This window comes from Gilliamella apicola (genome assembly GCF_003202655.1).
Classification (GTDB): domain Bacteria; phylum Pseudomonadota; class Gammaproteobacteria; order Enterobacterales; family Orbaceae; genus Gilliamella; species Gilliamella apicola_R.
Window position 1 is genome coordinate 46,454 of record NZ_QGLR01000018.1, and the last position, 15,848, is coordinate 62,301.

General features: G+C 36.4%; 16 protein-coding genes. 8 read left to right on the plus strand and 8 right to left on the minus strand.

The genetic code is table 11. The features are described 5' to 3' along the window. Positions 1–42 precede the first annotated feature (42 nt). From DKK70_RS15280 to DKK70_RS15290, 3 genes are read right to left on the minus strand one after another with little or no spacing between them, the layout of a single operon-like run. Positions 43–1,230, minus strand: coding sequence for an ABC transporter permease (locus DKK70_RS15280; protein ID WP_110434754.1), 1,188 nt, complete (start codon positions 1,228–1,230; stop codon positions 43–45). Between the two features lie 14 nt (positions 1,231–1,244). Then, a complete protein-coding gene (locus DKK70_RS15285) occupies positions 1,245–2,384 on the minus strand; it encodes an ABC transporter permease (protein ID WP_110434755.1) in 1,140 nt (379 codons plus the stop codon). Further along, the gene (locus DKK70_RS15290; RefSeq protein WP_110434756.1) at positions 2,366–3,337 is read right to left on the minus strand and encodes an HlyD family secretion protein; all 972 of its coding nucleotides are present in this window, start codon (positions 3,335–3,337) and stop codon (positions 2,366–2,368) included. The genes DKK70_RS15285 and DKK70_RS15290 overlap by 19 nt, the downstream gene beginning before the upstream one ends. A 338-nt stretch (positions 3,338–3,675) precedes the next feature. On the opposite strand from DKK70_RS15290, the gene DKK70_RS15295 reads away from it, so the two are divergent. Then, positions 3,676–4,965 (plus strand): NAD(P)/FAD-dependent oxidoreductase, encoded by a 1,290-nt coding sequence (locus DKK70_RS15295; protein WP_110434757.1) that lies wholly within the window; start codon positions 3,676–3,678, stop codon positions 4,963–4,965. Between the two features lie 88 nt (positions 4,966–5,053). Then, positions 5,054–5,653: a YiiX family permuted papain-like enzyme gene (locus DKK70_RS15300; protein WP_110434758.1), complete on the plus strand. Its 600-nt coding sequence runs from the start codon at positions 5,054–5,056 to the stop codon at positions 5,651–5,653. A gap of 2 nt (positions 5,654–5,655) precedes the next feature. On the opposite strand, the gene rnhB is transcribed toward DKK70_RS15300, so the two are convergent. Genes rnhB through fabZ form a run of 4 tightly spaced genes read right to left on the minus strand, consistent with a single transcriptional unit; the run spans position 5,656 to position 8,661 of the window. Beyond that, entirely contained in the window at positions 5,656–6,249 is a 594-nt protein-coding gene (gene rnhB, locus DKK70_RS15305; RefSeq protein WP_110434759.1) for a ribonuclease HII, read from the minus strand. Further along, a complete protein-coding gene (lpxB, locus tag DKK70_RS15310) occupies positions 6,240–7,394 on the minus strand; it encodes a lipid-A-disaccharide synthase (protein ID WP_110434760.1) in 1,155 nt (384 codons plus the stop codon). The genes rnhB and lpxB overlap by 10 nt, the downstream gene beginning before the upstream one ends. Further along, positions 7,394–8,173 (minus strand): acyl-ACP--UDP-N-acetylglucosamine O-acyltransferase, encoded by a 780-nt coding sequence (gene lpxA, locus DKK70_RS15315; protein WP_110434761.1) that lies wholly within the window; start codon positions 8,171–8,173, stop codon positions 7,394–7,396. Before lpxA ends, lpxB begins: the two co-directional genes overlap by 1 nt. 41 nt (positions 8,174–8,214) lie before the next feature. Then, positions 8,215–8,661 (minus strand): 3-hydroxyacyl-ACP dehydratase FabZ, encoded by a 447-nt coding sequence (gene fabZ, locus DKK70_RS15320; RefSeq protein WP_091121625.1) that lies wholly within the window; start codon positions 8,659–8,661, stop codon positions 8,215–8,217. A gap of 233 nt (positions 8,662–8,894) precedes the next feature. Here fabZ and fkpA point away from each other — a divergent pair, with 233 nt between their 5' ends. From fkpA to tusC, 3 genes are read left to right on the plus strand one after another with little or no spacing between them, the layout of a single operon-like run. Next, positions 8,895–9,941 carry an FKBP-type peptidyl-prolyl cis-trans isomerase gene (gene fkpA / locus DKK70_RS15325; RefSeq protein WP_110434762.1) on the plus strand — a complete coding sequence of 349 codons (1,047 nt, stop codon included), beginning with the start codon at positions 8,895–8,897 and terminating at the stop codon, positions 9,939–9,941. A gap of 28 nt (positions 9,942–9,969) precedes the next feature. Continuing rightward, on the plus strand, positions 9,970–10,335 hold the full coding sequence (tusD, locus tag DKK70_RS15330) for a sulfurtransferase complex subunit TusD (protein WP_110434763.1): 366 nt from the start codon (positions 9,970–9,972) through the stop codon (positions 10,333–10,335). 15 nt (positions 10,336–10,350) lie between these two features. After that, positions 10,351–10,704, plus strand: a complete 354-nt coding sequence (gene tusC / locus DKK70_RS15335; RefSeq protein ID WP_110434764.1) for a sulfurtransferase complex subunit TusC — start codon at positions 10,351–10,353, stop codon at positions 10,702–10,704. A gap of 156 nt (positions 10,705–10,860) precedes the next feature. On the opposite strand, the gene nagE is transcribed toward tusC, so the two are convergent. Next, on the minus strand, positions 10,861–12,339 hold the full coding sequence (nagE, locus tag DKK70_RS15340; RefSeq protein WP_110434765.1) for an N-acetylglucosamine-specific PTS transporter subunit IIBC: 1,479 nt from the start codon (positions 12,337–12,339) through the stop codon (positions 10,861–10,863). A 249-nt stretch (positions 12,340–12,588) separates the two neighbouring features. Between nagE and nagB the strand changes: the two genes are divergently transcribed. The 3 genes from nagB to DKK70_RS15355 are packed head-to-tail and all read left to right on the plus strand — an operon-like array spanning position 12,589 to position 15,809. Further along, the gene (gene nagB / locus DKK70_RS15345) at positions 12,589–13,395 is read left to right on the plus strand and encodes a glucosamine-6-phosphate deaminase (protein WP_110434766.1); all 807 of its coding nucleotides are present in this window, start codon (positions 12,589–12,591) and stop codon (positions 13,393–13,395) included. A gap of 11 nt (positions 13,396–13,406) precedes the next feature. Further along, positions 13,407–14,549 (plus strand): N-acetylglucosamine-6-phosphate deacetylase, encoded by a 1,143-nt coding sequence (gene nagA / locus DKK70_RS15350; RefSeq protein WP_110434767.1) that lies wholly within the window; start codon positions 13,407–13,409, stop codon positions 14,547–14,549. Positions 14,550–14,585: 36 nt separating this feature from the next. After that, entirely contained in the window at positions 14,586–15,809 is a 1,224-nt protein-coding gene (locus DKK70_RS15355) for an ROK family protein (protein WP_034882341.1), read from the plus strand. Positions 15,810–15,848 lie beyond the last annotated feature (39 nt).

Consider the following 15,848-nt stretch of genomic DNA (forward strand, 5'->3'; position numbering starts at 1 on the left):
ATTTATGATAACAGTAATTGATAGTATATTCACCTTTTTACACTAACTAATTGAGGATTTATTATTAACTTTCTGATTACTTGAGCGCATCAGTTTTTTTACTTTTTTGATATATCCTCTAACCTTATTTTCTCGTAATGCCGCAATAAAAAAGCCTAATGCCCCATAAATTGCCCCAAGAAAAAGAATCATAAATATATTAAATAAATTATCTGATAAACCTAATCCCATCTGATTGACACCGGCAATCATATTGGTCGCCCAGGTTGATGGTAACATTCGCGATACCGTTTGTACCCAAAACGGCATAGCATCAAGCGGCCATATGGTACCCGAAAGGTAAAATACCGGCGTAGTCAAAAAGGCTAAAGTAAGATAAATCATCTCAGTTCGATGTAAACATTCAGTGAGTAATTTACTTAAACCTAATACGCCTAATAATAGCGGAAATGTCATCACCAAAATCGCCGGTATGCTAGCTAATTGCCGGTAACCAAGCACCCAAGGCCATAATCCAAATAGGACCAAAGACAAAAATAGCCAAATTGGAATAAGACCGCATAAACTTCCGAAGATAACAATCCTCGGTGGCTTGCCTTGTGGCAAGGAGTGTAAAGTAATGTTGGTACGCGTTGAGGCAATCAAAAAAGAGTGTTGCAACAACATGACTAATAATCCAGGAAAAGTTATTGCCGCAAAGCTGATACCGGCGTTATAAAGCGGCATAGTTTGCCCTTTTATTGGCGATAAGATGATATTAATCTGCGGATCAGAAAAACCAGCATTACGCATTACCCGGGTATTATATTCGGTTAATATTTGTTGATATATTCCTCGAATATCGACTTGTATCAAACCATTAGCTAAACGGCTAGAGGCATCTCCATAGGCAGGGATGGTCACGTCTTCACCGTTTAACAGGCGTTTTTCAAAATCTCTGGGAATGGTAAATACCGCAAATAATTTACGGTTGTTAATATCATCATAAGCTTCTAATGAACTTTCATAAGTAAGCACATCAATTTTAGAACTGGTATTTAGAGAACGAATCAAGCTTCGACTAGTGGCAGTATGATCTTGATCCACGATCGCAACGGGCAAATTGGTGATGGTACCATTAATATAAACTAGGCTCATTAATGAAACAGATACTAATAGCAATAACCACATTGGTCGCATGAGCATGTAGAAAAACATTTTTACAGCTGAAGATAAAAATAGCTTAAGCATCCCAATATTGCCTCTTACTGTGAATGTAAACGTTTGACTAAACGTTTTCTAACTAGCACTGTGATAATGATTGGATAGATCATTAAAATACCACAGGTTTTTAATACGGATAGATAGCTAGAATGCCGCAAAAAAAGATCGAACAATTTATTAAGCGCATAAGTTAAAGGTTCTAAAGAAGAGATAAATCTAGCTATCCAAGGCATCGATAATTCAGGTACCACTACCCCCGAATAGGTTAAGGCCAGTCCGACTAACACACCAATATAGGTATAGGCATCTAATACTGTTTTAGTAAACGTATAGAGCAAAATACCAATACTTTGCGCCGCAATCACATAAAAGAACACAACCAACATCATAGCGAATGGCGAACCTGATACTCGAGCATCAGAAAATAGAACCAGCATGGCTATTTCAAACATTAATAACATAGTGTACCAAATGGTATAAGGCGCTAGCTTACCTAATACAAATGGATAATTAGGTCGAGTTCTTTTAGGTAATCGCGAGAGAATATGAATCGTTGTGGTCACTACAAATAATTGTAATAGATGTACTACCGCAGAAAATTGCTGAAAGTACATTGAGTTACCACTGGCATTAAATAATCCATCATAATTGAAATTAACTTGTGCAAGTTTCGGTACCGGCAAACCAATACTGGTAGCCAGAGTGGTACGATATTGAGTGTTTAATGAGGCAATTAATCCGGAATAATCCATGATGGAATATAAACCAGCACTATAATATAAAGCATTATAATAAAGCATTGGTGTCGGTTGACGACCGGCTAACACATCGGCTTCAAAATTAGGCGGTATATAGAGAATAGCGTAAATTTTAGCTTTCTCTAAATCACGTTCAGCCATTTTTAGCTGATTATCATAATTAGTTAGATTTGCGTGCGCTCCAGCATTAAGATCGCGAATAATTTCACGAGATAAGGTACTTTTATCTTGATCAACATAACCTACTGGTAGGTCAAATAATACCCCTCGATAGAAAATACTGCTGATGATAACAAATATAATCAGCGGTAAAATCCACATTAACCAATGAAAGGTAAAGCGCTTAAATATAACTGGGATTTCATCGTTAAATGCATCTTTAAATCGGTGCCAGAAATCTGAAATTAGTTGTCTATTTTCCATAATGTACTCATACCTGCGCGTAAGCCTTCAACAGGTTTAGTTGGATAAAGTCTAATTTCAAAGGTTTTTAAATCGAAATCACCTGTCGCTCGCGTAGCTCGTTTAGTGGCATAATCACCCATTGGTGAGATAAAACGCACCTCAGCTTCAACTTCTTTATTGCCAAGCGCTGGAACTTCTAGTTTAACATGATCACCTTTATGAATATTAGGCATAATATTTTCACGAATGTTAAACACGAAATAAGCTTGTGGTAAGCGAATAACCGTTAATAGAGGACTATTAGGATTAAACAACTCACCAACTTCAGCAGGAATTGAACCGACTTCGCCATCGACCGGTGCTTTAACTTGCAGATCATCATATTGAATCTGTAATTGTTTAAGCTGCTCTTCTGCCTCTTTCAATTTAGCATTATAGATTTCGCGTTGCTCAATACGATCACCATTTTGCGCTTGATCTAAATTGGCTTTAGCTGATAGAACTTGTTGATAAGCAGCATCACGCGTTTTAAGGGCATTATCCAATATTGATTGCGATACAAATCCTTTTGCCGAAATGGCTTTATTACGGTTGTACTCTTTCGAGGCGTTGTCATAAGCAACTTTAGCTTGTTCAAGTAATGCCTCATAATAGCGGATACTTTCTTCACGGGTGCCGTTTTGCGAAAGTTCAACTTGCGCTTTAGCTTGGTCCCGCCCAGCTTCAGCTGCTTTAACTTGGGCTAAAAGTTCAGGACTATCGAGCGTAATTAAAACATCATTTTGTTTAACATCATCGCCACGATTGACATGAATAACTTGCACTCTCCCCTTGGCTTTTGAGGAAATGCTAACATTGGGTGCGTCAACTTCGCCTTGCAAAATAAGCTGGCTATTATGAGCACGTATTAAGATCGTCATCGAAATTAAAATAACAATCAATGCAATAACAATAAATATTTTTTTATTCATAAATTTATTTTGAGTGACAATTGTAAGATAAGGCCTAAAGAACTAGGATAATTGTATGCAATCTAGAATTAATATACATCAATAATGATTACTATATCACAGGATATAGTGCTTTACTTAAACAATCAAAGCTATATTTCTATAACAAAGTAAGGCTACTACATGGGATTATTTACAACTACATTAAAAGATATTCTATTGCACCCTTAAATAAATTTCAATAATTGCAAACCACCATTTCAATAGATTTCATTTATAAATGTTATCAGTCAAAAGAAATAGATAAAAACCTACTTATTTAGTATGATATTTTTAGTTTAAAAAATAAGGCTTGAAATATGCAAAAAATAATTATTATAGGTGGTGGTGCCGGCGGTTTAGAACTCGCTACCGACCTAGGTGATAAGTTAGGCAAAACGGATAAAGCGCAAATAACCTTAATTGATAAAAACAGTTATCATCTATGGAAACCATTATTGCATGAGGTTGCAACTGGTGTACTTGATGAACAAGTTGATAATATCTTTTATGCCGCTCAAGGACAACAGCATAATTTCGAATTTACCCAAGGTACTTTTACTAACCTTGATCGTGACCAAAAACAAATTACTATCATCAATCACCAAGACGAAACACTAACTATTGATTATGATATTTTAGTTATTGCCATTGGTAGTACCTCTAATGATTTTGGTACCCCTGGTGTAAAAGAGCATTGTATTTTCTTAGATGATCAAAATGCCGCTATACGATTACGTGAAACCTTAATCAATAAATTCACCAGTTTTTGTTCCATCATCGATAATGATCAAAGCAGTGAGGAAGATAAAATCCGCATTGCTATCGTGGGTGGTGGTGCAACCGGCGTAGAATTAGCTTCTGAACTACCACATATGGTGGAAACATTTGGCGCCTGCGGTCGTAATAAGATGTGTTCCGATCTTTTAGATGTGTCGGTTATTGAAGCAACCGATCGGATTTTACCTGCTCTTCCTGAAAAGACCGCAGCAAGCATCACTAAAACACTTGAAAAACAAGGTATTCATGTGTTAACTAAAACCATGATTACCAAAGCCGAAAGTGATGGATTTTATCCAAAAGAAGGCGATACCATCAAAGCTGATATTATGATCTGGACTGCTGGGGTTAAAGCACCTGATTATTTGAAAGAAATTGCTGGTTTAGAATCAAGCCGTTCCAATCAATTGGTAGTAAAACCAACATTGCAAACTTCACGTGATGATAGTATTTTTGTTATTGGTGACTGTGCTTATGCGATGCAAGATAATGGCCATGCCTCACCACCTACCGCTCAAGCCGCGCATCAAATGGCAAAAATCTGTTATGAAAACATTATCAATATACTAAATAACAATCCATTAAAATCATTTAAGTATACTGATAATGGTACAATCATTTCTTTACACGATACTGCACAAGGTGTGGTGAAAATAGCAGGAAAAAGTGAAATGAGTGTAAAAGGCTGGTTTGCACTCATCATTCATCGATTGTTGTATCGAATGCACCAAGCTAGTTTGTTGGGGATTTTTAAAGCGATCCGTTTTGCTCGTGCTAGCAAAGTTATGTACAAAACAAAATCAACTTCCATTTTTAGTAATCGGGATTAATTATTAAAACATCAGCTACTTAAAAATTTTGTTAAGTAGCTGTTTTAGCATATACTACTACTTTAGTTTATTTTTTAAGTCACTGTTTATGCGTTTTATTTTCATTATAGGATTACTTTTCACTAGCTATACGGCTATAGCAGATTATCTACCTCAAGATGGTGATATCATTTTCCAATCTTCTCAATCAAACCAAAGCAAAGCTGTTGAGCAAGCAACTAATTCACCTTATAGTCATATGGGTATCATTTTTACTAAAAATGGTAAACCTTATGTTTTTGAAGCGGCGAGTAAAGTGGTTTATACGCCATTAGATAAATGGATAAATCGCGGAAAAAATAAAAAATATGTGATTAAACGGTTAAAAGATCATACCTTATCAGCTAAAGAAATTACCAATTTAAAGCAAGTCGCTCACACATTTGAAAACAAGCCTTACGATATTTGGTTTGGTTGGGATGATAACTATATTTACTGTTCAGAATTAGTTTGGAAAATTTACAATAAAGCACTTAATTTAAAAATTGGTAAATTACAAACGATTAAAGATTTTAACCTAACATCACCAGCGGTTAAACAAAAATTAAAACAACGTTATGGCGATAAGATCCCTTATCAAGAGACGGTAATTTCACCGGTTGCGATGTTTAATTCACCTCTATTAATCACCGTTGATAAGAACTGGTGATCTTAAATGAGTAACAATTTTTTTATTGGTGCAAAGCTTTTACGATATAAATGATTCACACCATGTTCTTCAATTGCCCTTAAATGGTCTTTCGTTGGATAACCCTTGTGTTTGGCCAAGCCATACTGAGGGTATAACTTATCAAACTCGACCATTTCGCGATCACGCGTCACCTTAGCTAAAATCGATGCGGCACTGATTTCTGCGACTAATAAGTCACCTTTAACCACCGCCTGAGTTTGGATACCAAAATTAGGGCAACGATTACCATCAACTAAAACATAATTTGGTTTGATTGATAATCCTGCCACTGCGCGTTGCATTGCTAGCATGGTGGCATGCAGGATATTGAGTTTATCAATCTCCTCAACTGATGCTCTGGCAACACACCATGCTAATGCATTTTGCTTAATAATATCAAAGAGGGCTTCACGTTTTTTTTCTGTTAACTTTTTAGAATCGGTTAATCCCTCAATCGGTTTATTCGGATCTAAAATCACCGCAGCAGTTACGACATCGCCACAGAGTGGTCCGCGACCAACTTCATCAACACCAGCAATTAATGTCGCATCCGGGTAAGTAAATTCTAATAACAAGGGGAATCCTCTAATACATCTAATACCGCCTGAGCAGCTTGTTCATCAGCATTACAGCGAATTTGTTTATGTAAAGCTAAAAATGTTGCTTTTAGTTCGGTGTTGTCACCTTCTAAAAAGGGAAGAACATGATTAGCGATATTTTCCGGCGTACAGTCATGCTGTAATAATTCAGGGACGATCTCTTTACCCGCTAGAATATTAGGCAGAGAAACATAAGGAGTTTTGATAAGTTTTTTTGCCAGCCAAAAGGTAAAGGCTTTCATTTTATAACCCACTACCATTGGGCATTTGGCTAACATACACTCAAGCGCAACGGTTCCGGAAGCCAAAATTGCCGCATTGCTAGCAATCATCGCTTCACGTGCATGGCCATCTACTAACTGAACATTAAGTTGTGGCGCAACTTCGGCTTTAATTTGCTCAAATTCTTGTCTTCTTTTGGCGTTCGCTAAAGGAACCACAATATGTAAATCGGGCAATTTATCTCGTAATAGTTGAGCTGCTTGCAAAAAAGGTTGAGATAATAAGGCCACTTCGGCATGACGGCTACCCGGCAAAAGTGCTAAGCATTGACTATCAAGCGGAATACCTAATTGCTGACGCATAGCCGTTTGATCAGGCTCTAAAGGAATATCATCGGCCATTTTATGACCAATAAATCGACAAGGAACATCAAATTTATCATAAAAGGCTTTCTCGAAAGGCAGAAAAGCTAAGATAAGATTGGTATTGCGTTTAATTTTAAATACGCGTTTTTGCTTCCAAGCCCACACCGAAGGACTTACGTAATGGATAGTTTTAATTCCAACTTGTTTAAGTTTGCCTTCTAATGCAAGATTAAAATCTGGGGCATCAATACCGATAAAAATATCAGGTTTTAGATCAATAAGACGTTTAGTGATATCTCGACGAATTGCTAATATACGACGTAATCGACCTAATACCTCGACAATGCCCATCACCGATAACTCTTCCATTTCGTACCAAGCTTTACAACCTTCAGCTTGCATCTGAGGGCCAGCAATGCCAACAAATTGCATATTGGGATGGCGTTTTTTGAGAGCACGAATTAAACCTGCGCCAAGAATATCGCCGGATGTTTCACCAGCGACTAGGGCAACGATTAAGGGTTTATCTGTCATTAACGAATAATGCCACGAGTTGAACGAGCAAAAAAGTCGATAAACAGTTGAACTTCAGGATACTGTTTTGCCAACGATTCAATTTCAACTTTGGCATCGTCAAGGGTTAAGCCGTTTCGATAAAGGATTTTATATGTGTTACGAATGGCTTGTAACGCCTCTTTACTAAAACCTCGACGTTTCAACCCTTCATAGTTAACCCCATGTGGTGTTGCGTGATTTCCTTGAGCAATAACATAAGGTGGGACATCTTGGGCAACGCCAGAACAACCGCCAACCATTACGTGAGAGCCGATCACACAGAATTGGTGCACAGCTGTCATGCCGCCAATAATGACATAATCATCTAACTGCACATGGCCACCAAGTGTGGCATTATTGGCTAAAATACAGCGATTACCAATAATACAATCATGCGCAACATGGGCATTAATCATAAATAAATTATCACTACCAATACGGGTTAACATACCACCTTGAGCCGTACCACGATGAATCGTCACACTTTCACGAATCAGATTGCGATCACCAATTATAGTGTCAGTTGGTTCACCACGATATTTTAAATCCTGGTTGACTTCACCGATTGAGGCAAATTGATAGATTTGATTATTCTGACCAATTTTTGTGTGTCCATTGATGACAACATGTGATTTTAAAAAGGTACCGTCACCAATTTCAACATGTTCACCAATATAACAAAAAGGCCCGATTTTGACATTATCACCAATCTTTGCCCCCTTTTCTATTACTGAACTTGGGTGTATTTCCGTTGCCATAGCAATTCCTTAATACTTTTGGGATATTTCAAAAATCAAAATTATTTACGGGCACACATCATTTCGGCTTCACAAACCAGTTTACCATCAACTGTTGCAACACCATGAAACAATGCAATACCACGACGCTCTTTAATATATTCAACATCAAGTACGATTTGATCTCCTGGTACGACAGGACGTTTAAAGCGTGCTTTATCGATTGAAGCAAAATAATAAAGTTGCCCCGGCGAAAGCTCTTCAATACTTTTGAAAGCAAGAATTCCTGTCGCTTGAGCCATTGCTTCTAAAATTAACACACCAGGGAAAATCGGTTTATTAGGAAAGTGACCTTGGAAGAAAGGTTCATTAACAGTCACATTTTTAATTGCTTTTAATGTTTTGCCTTTTTCATAACTAAGTACGCGATCAACCATTAAAAATGGATAACGATGAGGCAGTAAACTGATGATCTCTTCAATATCAAGGGTATTAAGTTCGGTAGTCAAAATAGCTATCCTTATACATTATTTACTATAAATTGTGTCTATTATAACTGAGGAAACCACTTTCACTCAAGGAGTGATTTTTCACCTTGTTTTTATGGTTTGCAATAATAAATAAATCTAATTCGATATAAATTAATTATATAAATGATATGTAAAAACTATATTATCCAATAATAGATCATATATAATATGATTAATATTTAGCTAAAAGATCTTTTAACTTGGAGAGTGAAATGAAATCATTTATTAAAATGACATTGATAAGTAGTGCTATTGTACTAGCATTAGCAGGTTGTGATGATAAAAAAACTACAGAAAAAAGCGAAGCACCGGTAACAACCACTAAAACTACAACAGCAAATACTACTGAAAATAATAGTACTCCTGCCCCTGACACAGCAATAAATGAAAATAGCCCAAAATCGGTAACAACGACAATAGTTGATAATACAGAAGGCAACGATAAGCCGGTATCAACATCGGCAACTACGATAGATGAAAATAAACCAGAATCTGAAACAACGACAACAGTTGATAATGCCAAAGCTAGCGAAACACCTGAAAAAGATGATGTGCAAAACACGCCAATAAAAATTACAACTGAAGCTCAAAAAGAATCTTATGCGCTAGGTTCTTCATTTGCTAACTACTTAAAATCAAACTTAGAACAAAATGGCATAGAAGCTGACCAAGAATATTTAATTAGCGGCTTTAACGAAACAATGAAAAATACTTCACAATTCAGCCAAGAAGAAGTGAATACAATTCTTGAGACTTTCGGTAAACGAGTGCAAGAAGAAAGTAGAGCGCGTTTTGAAAAACAAAAAGCTGAAAATACCGCAGCTGGTGAAAAATTCCGCGAAGAGTTTGCCAAAGAACCAGGTGTAATAAAAACTAAGTCAGGCTTACTATATAAAGTTATTAACGAAGGAACCGGAGCTCACCCAACAGAGAATGATACTGTTATTGTTCACTATATTGGAACATTAACTGATGGTCGTAAATTCGACAGCTCTTTTGATCGCAACGAAACTGCAACCTTCCCACTTAATGGTGTCATTAAAGGTTGGACTGAAGGAATTCAAATTATTGGTGTCGGTGGTAAGATTAAACTCGTTGTTCCCCCTGAATTAGCTTATGGTGATCAAGGATTCCCAAACCAAGGCGACAAAGCTAGCATTACCCCTGCGTCAACTTTAGTTTTTGAAATTGAACTACTTGGTATTGATAGTGATAAAGAGCACAATGAAGAGACTGCTCCAGCTACCGATACAGAATAAACACAAGAACTATCAGCAAAATAATTTAATGAAACCATTGAGTTATACATTGGTTATTATGGGTCCCGCTTATGGGGCCCAATCTGCTTATTGTGCTTATCAATTTGCACAAATACTGCTTTCAAGTACTAATCATTCCATCGATAATATCTTTTTTTATGCGGATGGTGTTTATAACGCCAACTGTTATACGGATCCGGCTAATGATGAGTTTGATTTAATCAAAGCTTGGCAAAATTTAGCAAAAAAATATTCCTTAAAGCTTACGGTCTGTGTAGCGGCTGCGCAAAGACGAGGAATTAGTCTAGACAATCTTGCCGAACATTTTGAATTAACTGGTCTTGGAGAGTTAAGTGCTGCGGTAGCCAGTTCAGATCGAGTTGTACAATTTTAAATACAGGCAGATAACATGAAAAAAGTAGCCATCATAATTAGCTCAGCACCACATGGCAGTGCCAAGGGTCGAGAAGCGTTGGATACTGCTTTAGCGCTCTCAACATTTAACCATATTTCCGTCTTTTTTATGGGTGATGGTGTTTTTCATCTTTTACCTAATCAACATCCAGAAGATATCTTGATGCGAGATTATATAGCAACATTTAATATGTTAGAACTTTATGACATTGAAGATGTTTATGTTTGTAAAACATCACTAGATGAACGGAATTTAAGCCAGATAACCATCAATATTGCCAACCAACTAATTGAAAATAAACAATTGCACCAATTACTAGCGAGTCAAGACGCGGTTTTACGCTTTTAATTACCTTTACAACCTCGATTACGCAACTCCTTTATTCTTTAATTTGAGAGTTATCTTATTAATATTTAACCTAATTTTGTAAGTAATAATAAAAATCCCCGTGGCTTTATAAGCTGCGGGGATTATTTTAAACAAACTTAGTAGATAAAATTTATATTAAACTAACTTTTTCATATGATCGGCAATCTTTTCAGCTTGTTGACCAACCACGATTTGCACACCGGTTTTACCTAATTTTATGACTGCCATTGCACCCAGTGCTTTAGCTGCTTGTTCATCAATTAGATCGGTATCATGAACATTTAAACGCAAACGAGTAATACATGAATCAATATTAGTTAAGTTTTCTTTACCACCAATAACCACTAAATATTGTTCAGCAAGTTTAGAAACATCACCTACAGTTGGTACGTTTTCTTCAGCTACCGTAACATCGTCTTCACGACCCGGTGTTTTAAGATTGAGTTTAACAATGACAAAACGGAATACGATATAGTAAACAAAGAAGAATACGATACCTTGTAGAATTAACATATACCAGTGTACAGCTAATGGGTTACGTGATTGTAACAACATATCGATTAACCCTGCACTGAATGCAAATCCTGATATCCATTGCATGGTTGCGGCAATAAATAGAGAGATACCGGTTAAAGCAGCATGAATTACATATAATACTGGCGCAACAAACATGAAGGCAAATTCTAAAGGTTCAGTAATACCAGTAAAGAAGGCCGCAAAAGATGCCGCTAACATAATTGAAGCTGTTTTATCTTTATTACCTTTTTTAGCAGAATGATAAATTGCCAGTGCAGCACCAGGTAAACCAAACATCATAATAGGGAAGAAACCTGCTTGATAACGACCAGTTATACCTGCAATCGCTTTACCAGAATCAATAGAACCTTGTCCGCCTAAGAAGTTAGGAATATCATTAACACCTGCCACATCAAACCAAAATACTGAGTTTAACGCATGGTGTAAACCAACAGGAATTAATAAACGGTTAAAGAAGCCATAAATACCTGCACCTACTGAACCTAAATTCTTAATCCATTCACCAAAAGAAACTAATGCACTAAATACCATTGGCCAAATAAAATATAGTACCGCTGAAACAAGTAGCATCACAATAGAAACAATGATTGGAACTAAGCGCTTACCACTGAAAAAAGCTAATGTTTTATGTAGTTCAACAGAGCTAAAGCGATTATATAGTTCAGCAGAAATAATCCCTACTAGAATACCAATAAATTGGTTATTTATCTTGCTAAAAGCTGGAGATATTTGTGCATTCCAACCTTCCACACTAGTATCGACCCCTTCAAATAGAGCGATAGTATTAGGTGATAATAGTGTAGTAATGATTAAAAAGCCTACCAATCCAGATAATGCAGCTGCACCATCTTTATCTTTAGACATACCATATGCAACACCGATTGCGAAAAGGATTGGCATATTATCGATAATAGCACCGCCGGATTTAATCAAAAATGCCGCAGCAATATTGTTTGTTCCCCAACCCTCTGGATCAATCCAATAGCCAACACCTAAAAGTATTGCAGCAGCTGGTAATACTGCCACAGGCACCATCAACGAGCGCCCAATTCGTTGTAAATAAGCTAAAATTCCCATAAGTTTTACCTCATATTATTATTTGGGAGTTACTTAAAAATAGTGAAATATCACATCGTTAAGTAAAAGTGTGTAAGTCAACTATATTTGACATTATATTATTTTACTTCGCAAATTAAATGTTTGCTTTTTGTGATTTACATCACGATTTTTTTTTGATTAATTACTTTAATATAGTAGAATACCCGCAACATATTTTACTTTAAAAAAAAAGATTTTATTTAATTATATCAGAAGAGGCTATATCTTATGAGACTTATTCCTTTAGAAAATGCGCAAGAAGTCGGCGCTTGGGTAGCGCAGCGCATTGTTAACAAAATTAACCAATTTAAACCGACAGCGGATCGTCCGTTTTTACTAGGTTTACCAACAGGAAGTTCACCACTAGTTATGTATCAACAACTGATTAAACAGTACCAAGCTGGTAACGTCAGTTTTAAACATGTAGTTACTTTCAATATGGATGAGTATGTTGGCCTTCCTGAAGATCATCCACAAAGTTATCACACTTTTATGTATGAAAATTTCTTCAACCATGTTGATATTGATAAAAACAATATCCATATATTAAATGGTAATGCGCCTGATATCGATCAAGAGTGCCGAGCATACGAAGAAAAGATTAAATCCTATGGTAAAATCAATATTTTTGTTGGTGGTGTTGGTCAAGATGGGCATATTGCCTTTAATGAACCTGGTTCTTCACTTTGTTCAAGAACGCGGATTAAAACCTTAACTGAAGATACCATTATCGCTAATTCACGCTTCTTTGATAATGATATCAAACAAGTTCCAAAACACGCGTTAACTATCGGTGTTGCAACATTAATGGATGCACAGGAAGTGATCTTATTAGTTTGTGGCCACAACAAAAGTTTAGCTTTACAAGCAGGTGTTGAAGGATCAGTTAATCATTTATGGACAGTTACCGCATTACAAATGCATCCAGCATCAATTATTGTTTGTGATGAGCCGAGTACTGATGATCTAAAAGTGAAAACTCTAAAATATTTCCAACAAATGGAAGCTGATAACCTTAAAGTGACCGTTTTATAAAGGATAACTCAATGTACGCATTAACAAATTGCCGTATTTATACTGGTTATGAAATTCTTGAAAATCACGCCGTTGTAATCGACGGCGATAAGATTGCCAAAGTTTGTAAACAAGAAGAATTACCAGCAGGTATCACCATTAAAGATTTACAAGGTGCCATCGTCGCACCGGGTCTTATTGACATTCAAGTCAATGGTTGTGGTGGTGTACAATTTAATGAAACACTTGATGCGTTAAGTGTTGAAACATTAGAAAAAATGCAAGCAACCAATCTTGTTTATGGCTGTACCAGCTATTTACCGACGTTAATCACTTCAACTGATGAATTTATGATTAAAGCAGTAAATGTAATGCGTGATTATTTGGCTAAACATCCAAACCAAGCATTAGGTTTACATCTTGAAGGGCCATATATTAACCCTGAAAAGAAAGGTATACATAACGTCAATTACATCCGCCAACCTTCACAAAAAATGATCGACTTTCTTTGTGACAATGCCGATGTAATAAAAATTATTACGTTAGCTCCTGAAAAAGTTGAATCTCATTATATTAAACAATTAACTGAAGCTGGCATTCATGTTTCTGTTGGCCATTCTAACGGCCATTATGAAGATTGCCGTCGTGGTTTTAATGCCGGTATTCGTTTAGGTACGCATCTATTTAATGCAATGCCTTATATTACTGGTCGTGAGCCGGGTGTTGTTGGTGCAATTTATGATGAGCCAGAAGTTTATGTTGGTATTATTGCTGATGGACAACATGTAAGTTGGGCGAATATTCGTAATAGCCATAAAATTAAACAAGACCATTTAATTTTAATTACTGATGCGATGTTATTAGCCGGCTCTAATTTAACTTCTGGGGTATTTGCTGATAAAACTATCTATTACAAAGATGGCCGTTGTGTTGATGAAAATGGCACATTAGGTGGTTCAGCATTAACCATGATTGAAGCAGTAAAAAATGCGGTTGAATATGTTGGAATTGCGTTAGATGAAGCATTAAGAATGGCAACGCTTTATCCAGCAAAAGCAATTGGCGTTGATAAACAACTTGGCACCATCACCGAAAATAAAATTGCCAACTTGGTTATTTTTGATCGTGATTTTTCAAACGTTAAAACGGTTGTTAATGGAGAGATGACCCGCTAGAATGTGAGATAGTTAATGAAAGTATTGAGATAAAATATGACCTTTAATTATCTACACCTAGTTGGTAATGCTGAACTAATCAAACAATTAAATTATGCAATGATTTACCGTTTGGTTGTTCAGCAAGCCCCTGTTTCACGCATTCAACTCGCCGAAATTAGTCAATTAGCACCAGCCAGTATCACCAAAATTACTCGCCAACTTCTTAAAAAAAACTTAATCAAAGAAGTTGATGCACAGCAATCAACAGGCGGACGACCTGCCGTTTCAATACAAGCAAAATTTGGTTACTATCAAACTATTGCTATCCAATTAAGTCGGTCGCATGTCACCATTGAACTTTATGATTTTGGCGCTAACAGTTTAGTTTCCGAGGTTTATCCATTAACTTTGTTTACTCAGCAATCAGCTGAAGAGTATTTAATTGCGTTAATTGATCAATTCATAGAGCAAAACAACAAAAAAGTAAAACACCTTGTGGCGATATCGGTAGTATTACCCGGTTTGATTGACTCTGTACGCGGAATTATTCGTTATACCCCCCATATTCAGGTTAAAGCATGGCCTTTAGCTGATGTCTTGCGAGAAAAGTTCAAGGTTTCGATTTTTATTGGCAATGATATTCAAAGTTTAGCTTTAGCGGAAAGCTATTTTGGTTCAACTCAAGATGTTGATGATTCCATTTTGATTCGTGTGCATCGAGGTGTGGGTTCCGGTGTAATTGTTAACCAACAATTGCTAACTAACCATAATCAAAGTGCTTGCGAAGTTGGTCACATTCAAATTGATGCGTTAGGTGAACGTTGCCATTGTGGCAATTTTGGCTGTTTGGAAAATCGAGTGGTTAATAAAGCGATTGAGCTTCGAGCTAAACAGATGATTGAGCAGGGTTATCCAACTAAATTATGTTTGGATGACTGTAATATTGCCAATATTTGTAAATATGCTAATCAAGGTGATGAACTGGCAATTAAGTTAGTCAAAGATGCTGGTGAAAATTTGGGTAGAGCAGTTGCCATGATGGTCAATATTTTTAATCCACAACGAATTGTGTTGGCTGGCGAATTAACTAAATCACCAGACGTATTGTTAAATGCGGTAAACAGCGCGTTAAATGCTCAAAGCTTAGAAGAGTTAAGAAATAATCTTACCATTAATTGTTCATCACTTAATGACCGTTCAGCAATTGGGGCATTTGCCTTAGTACAACAAGCGTTATTTAACGGTTCACTGTTAATGACCTTGTTAGAAACAATCTAATAACACGAGTATCGTTTGATAATAAAAAATAAAAGCCCA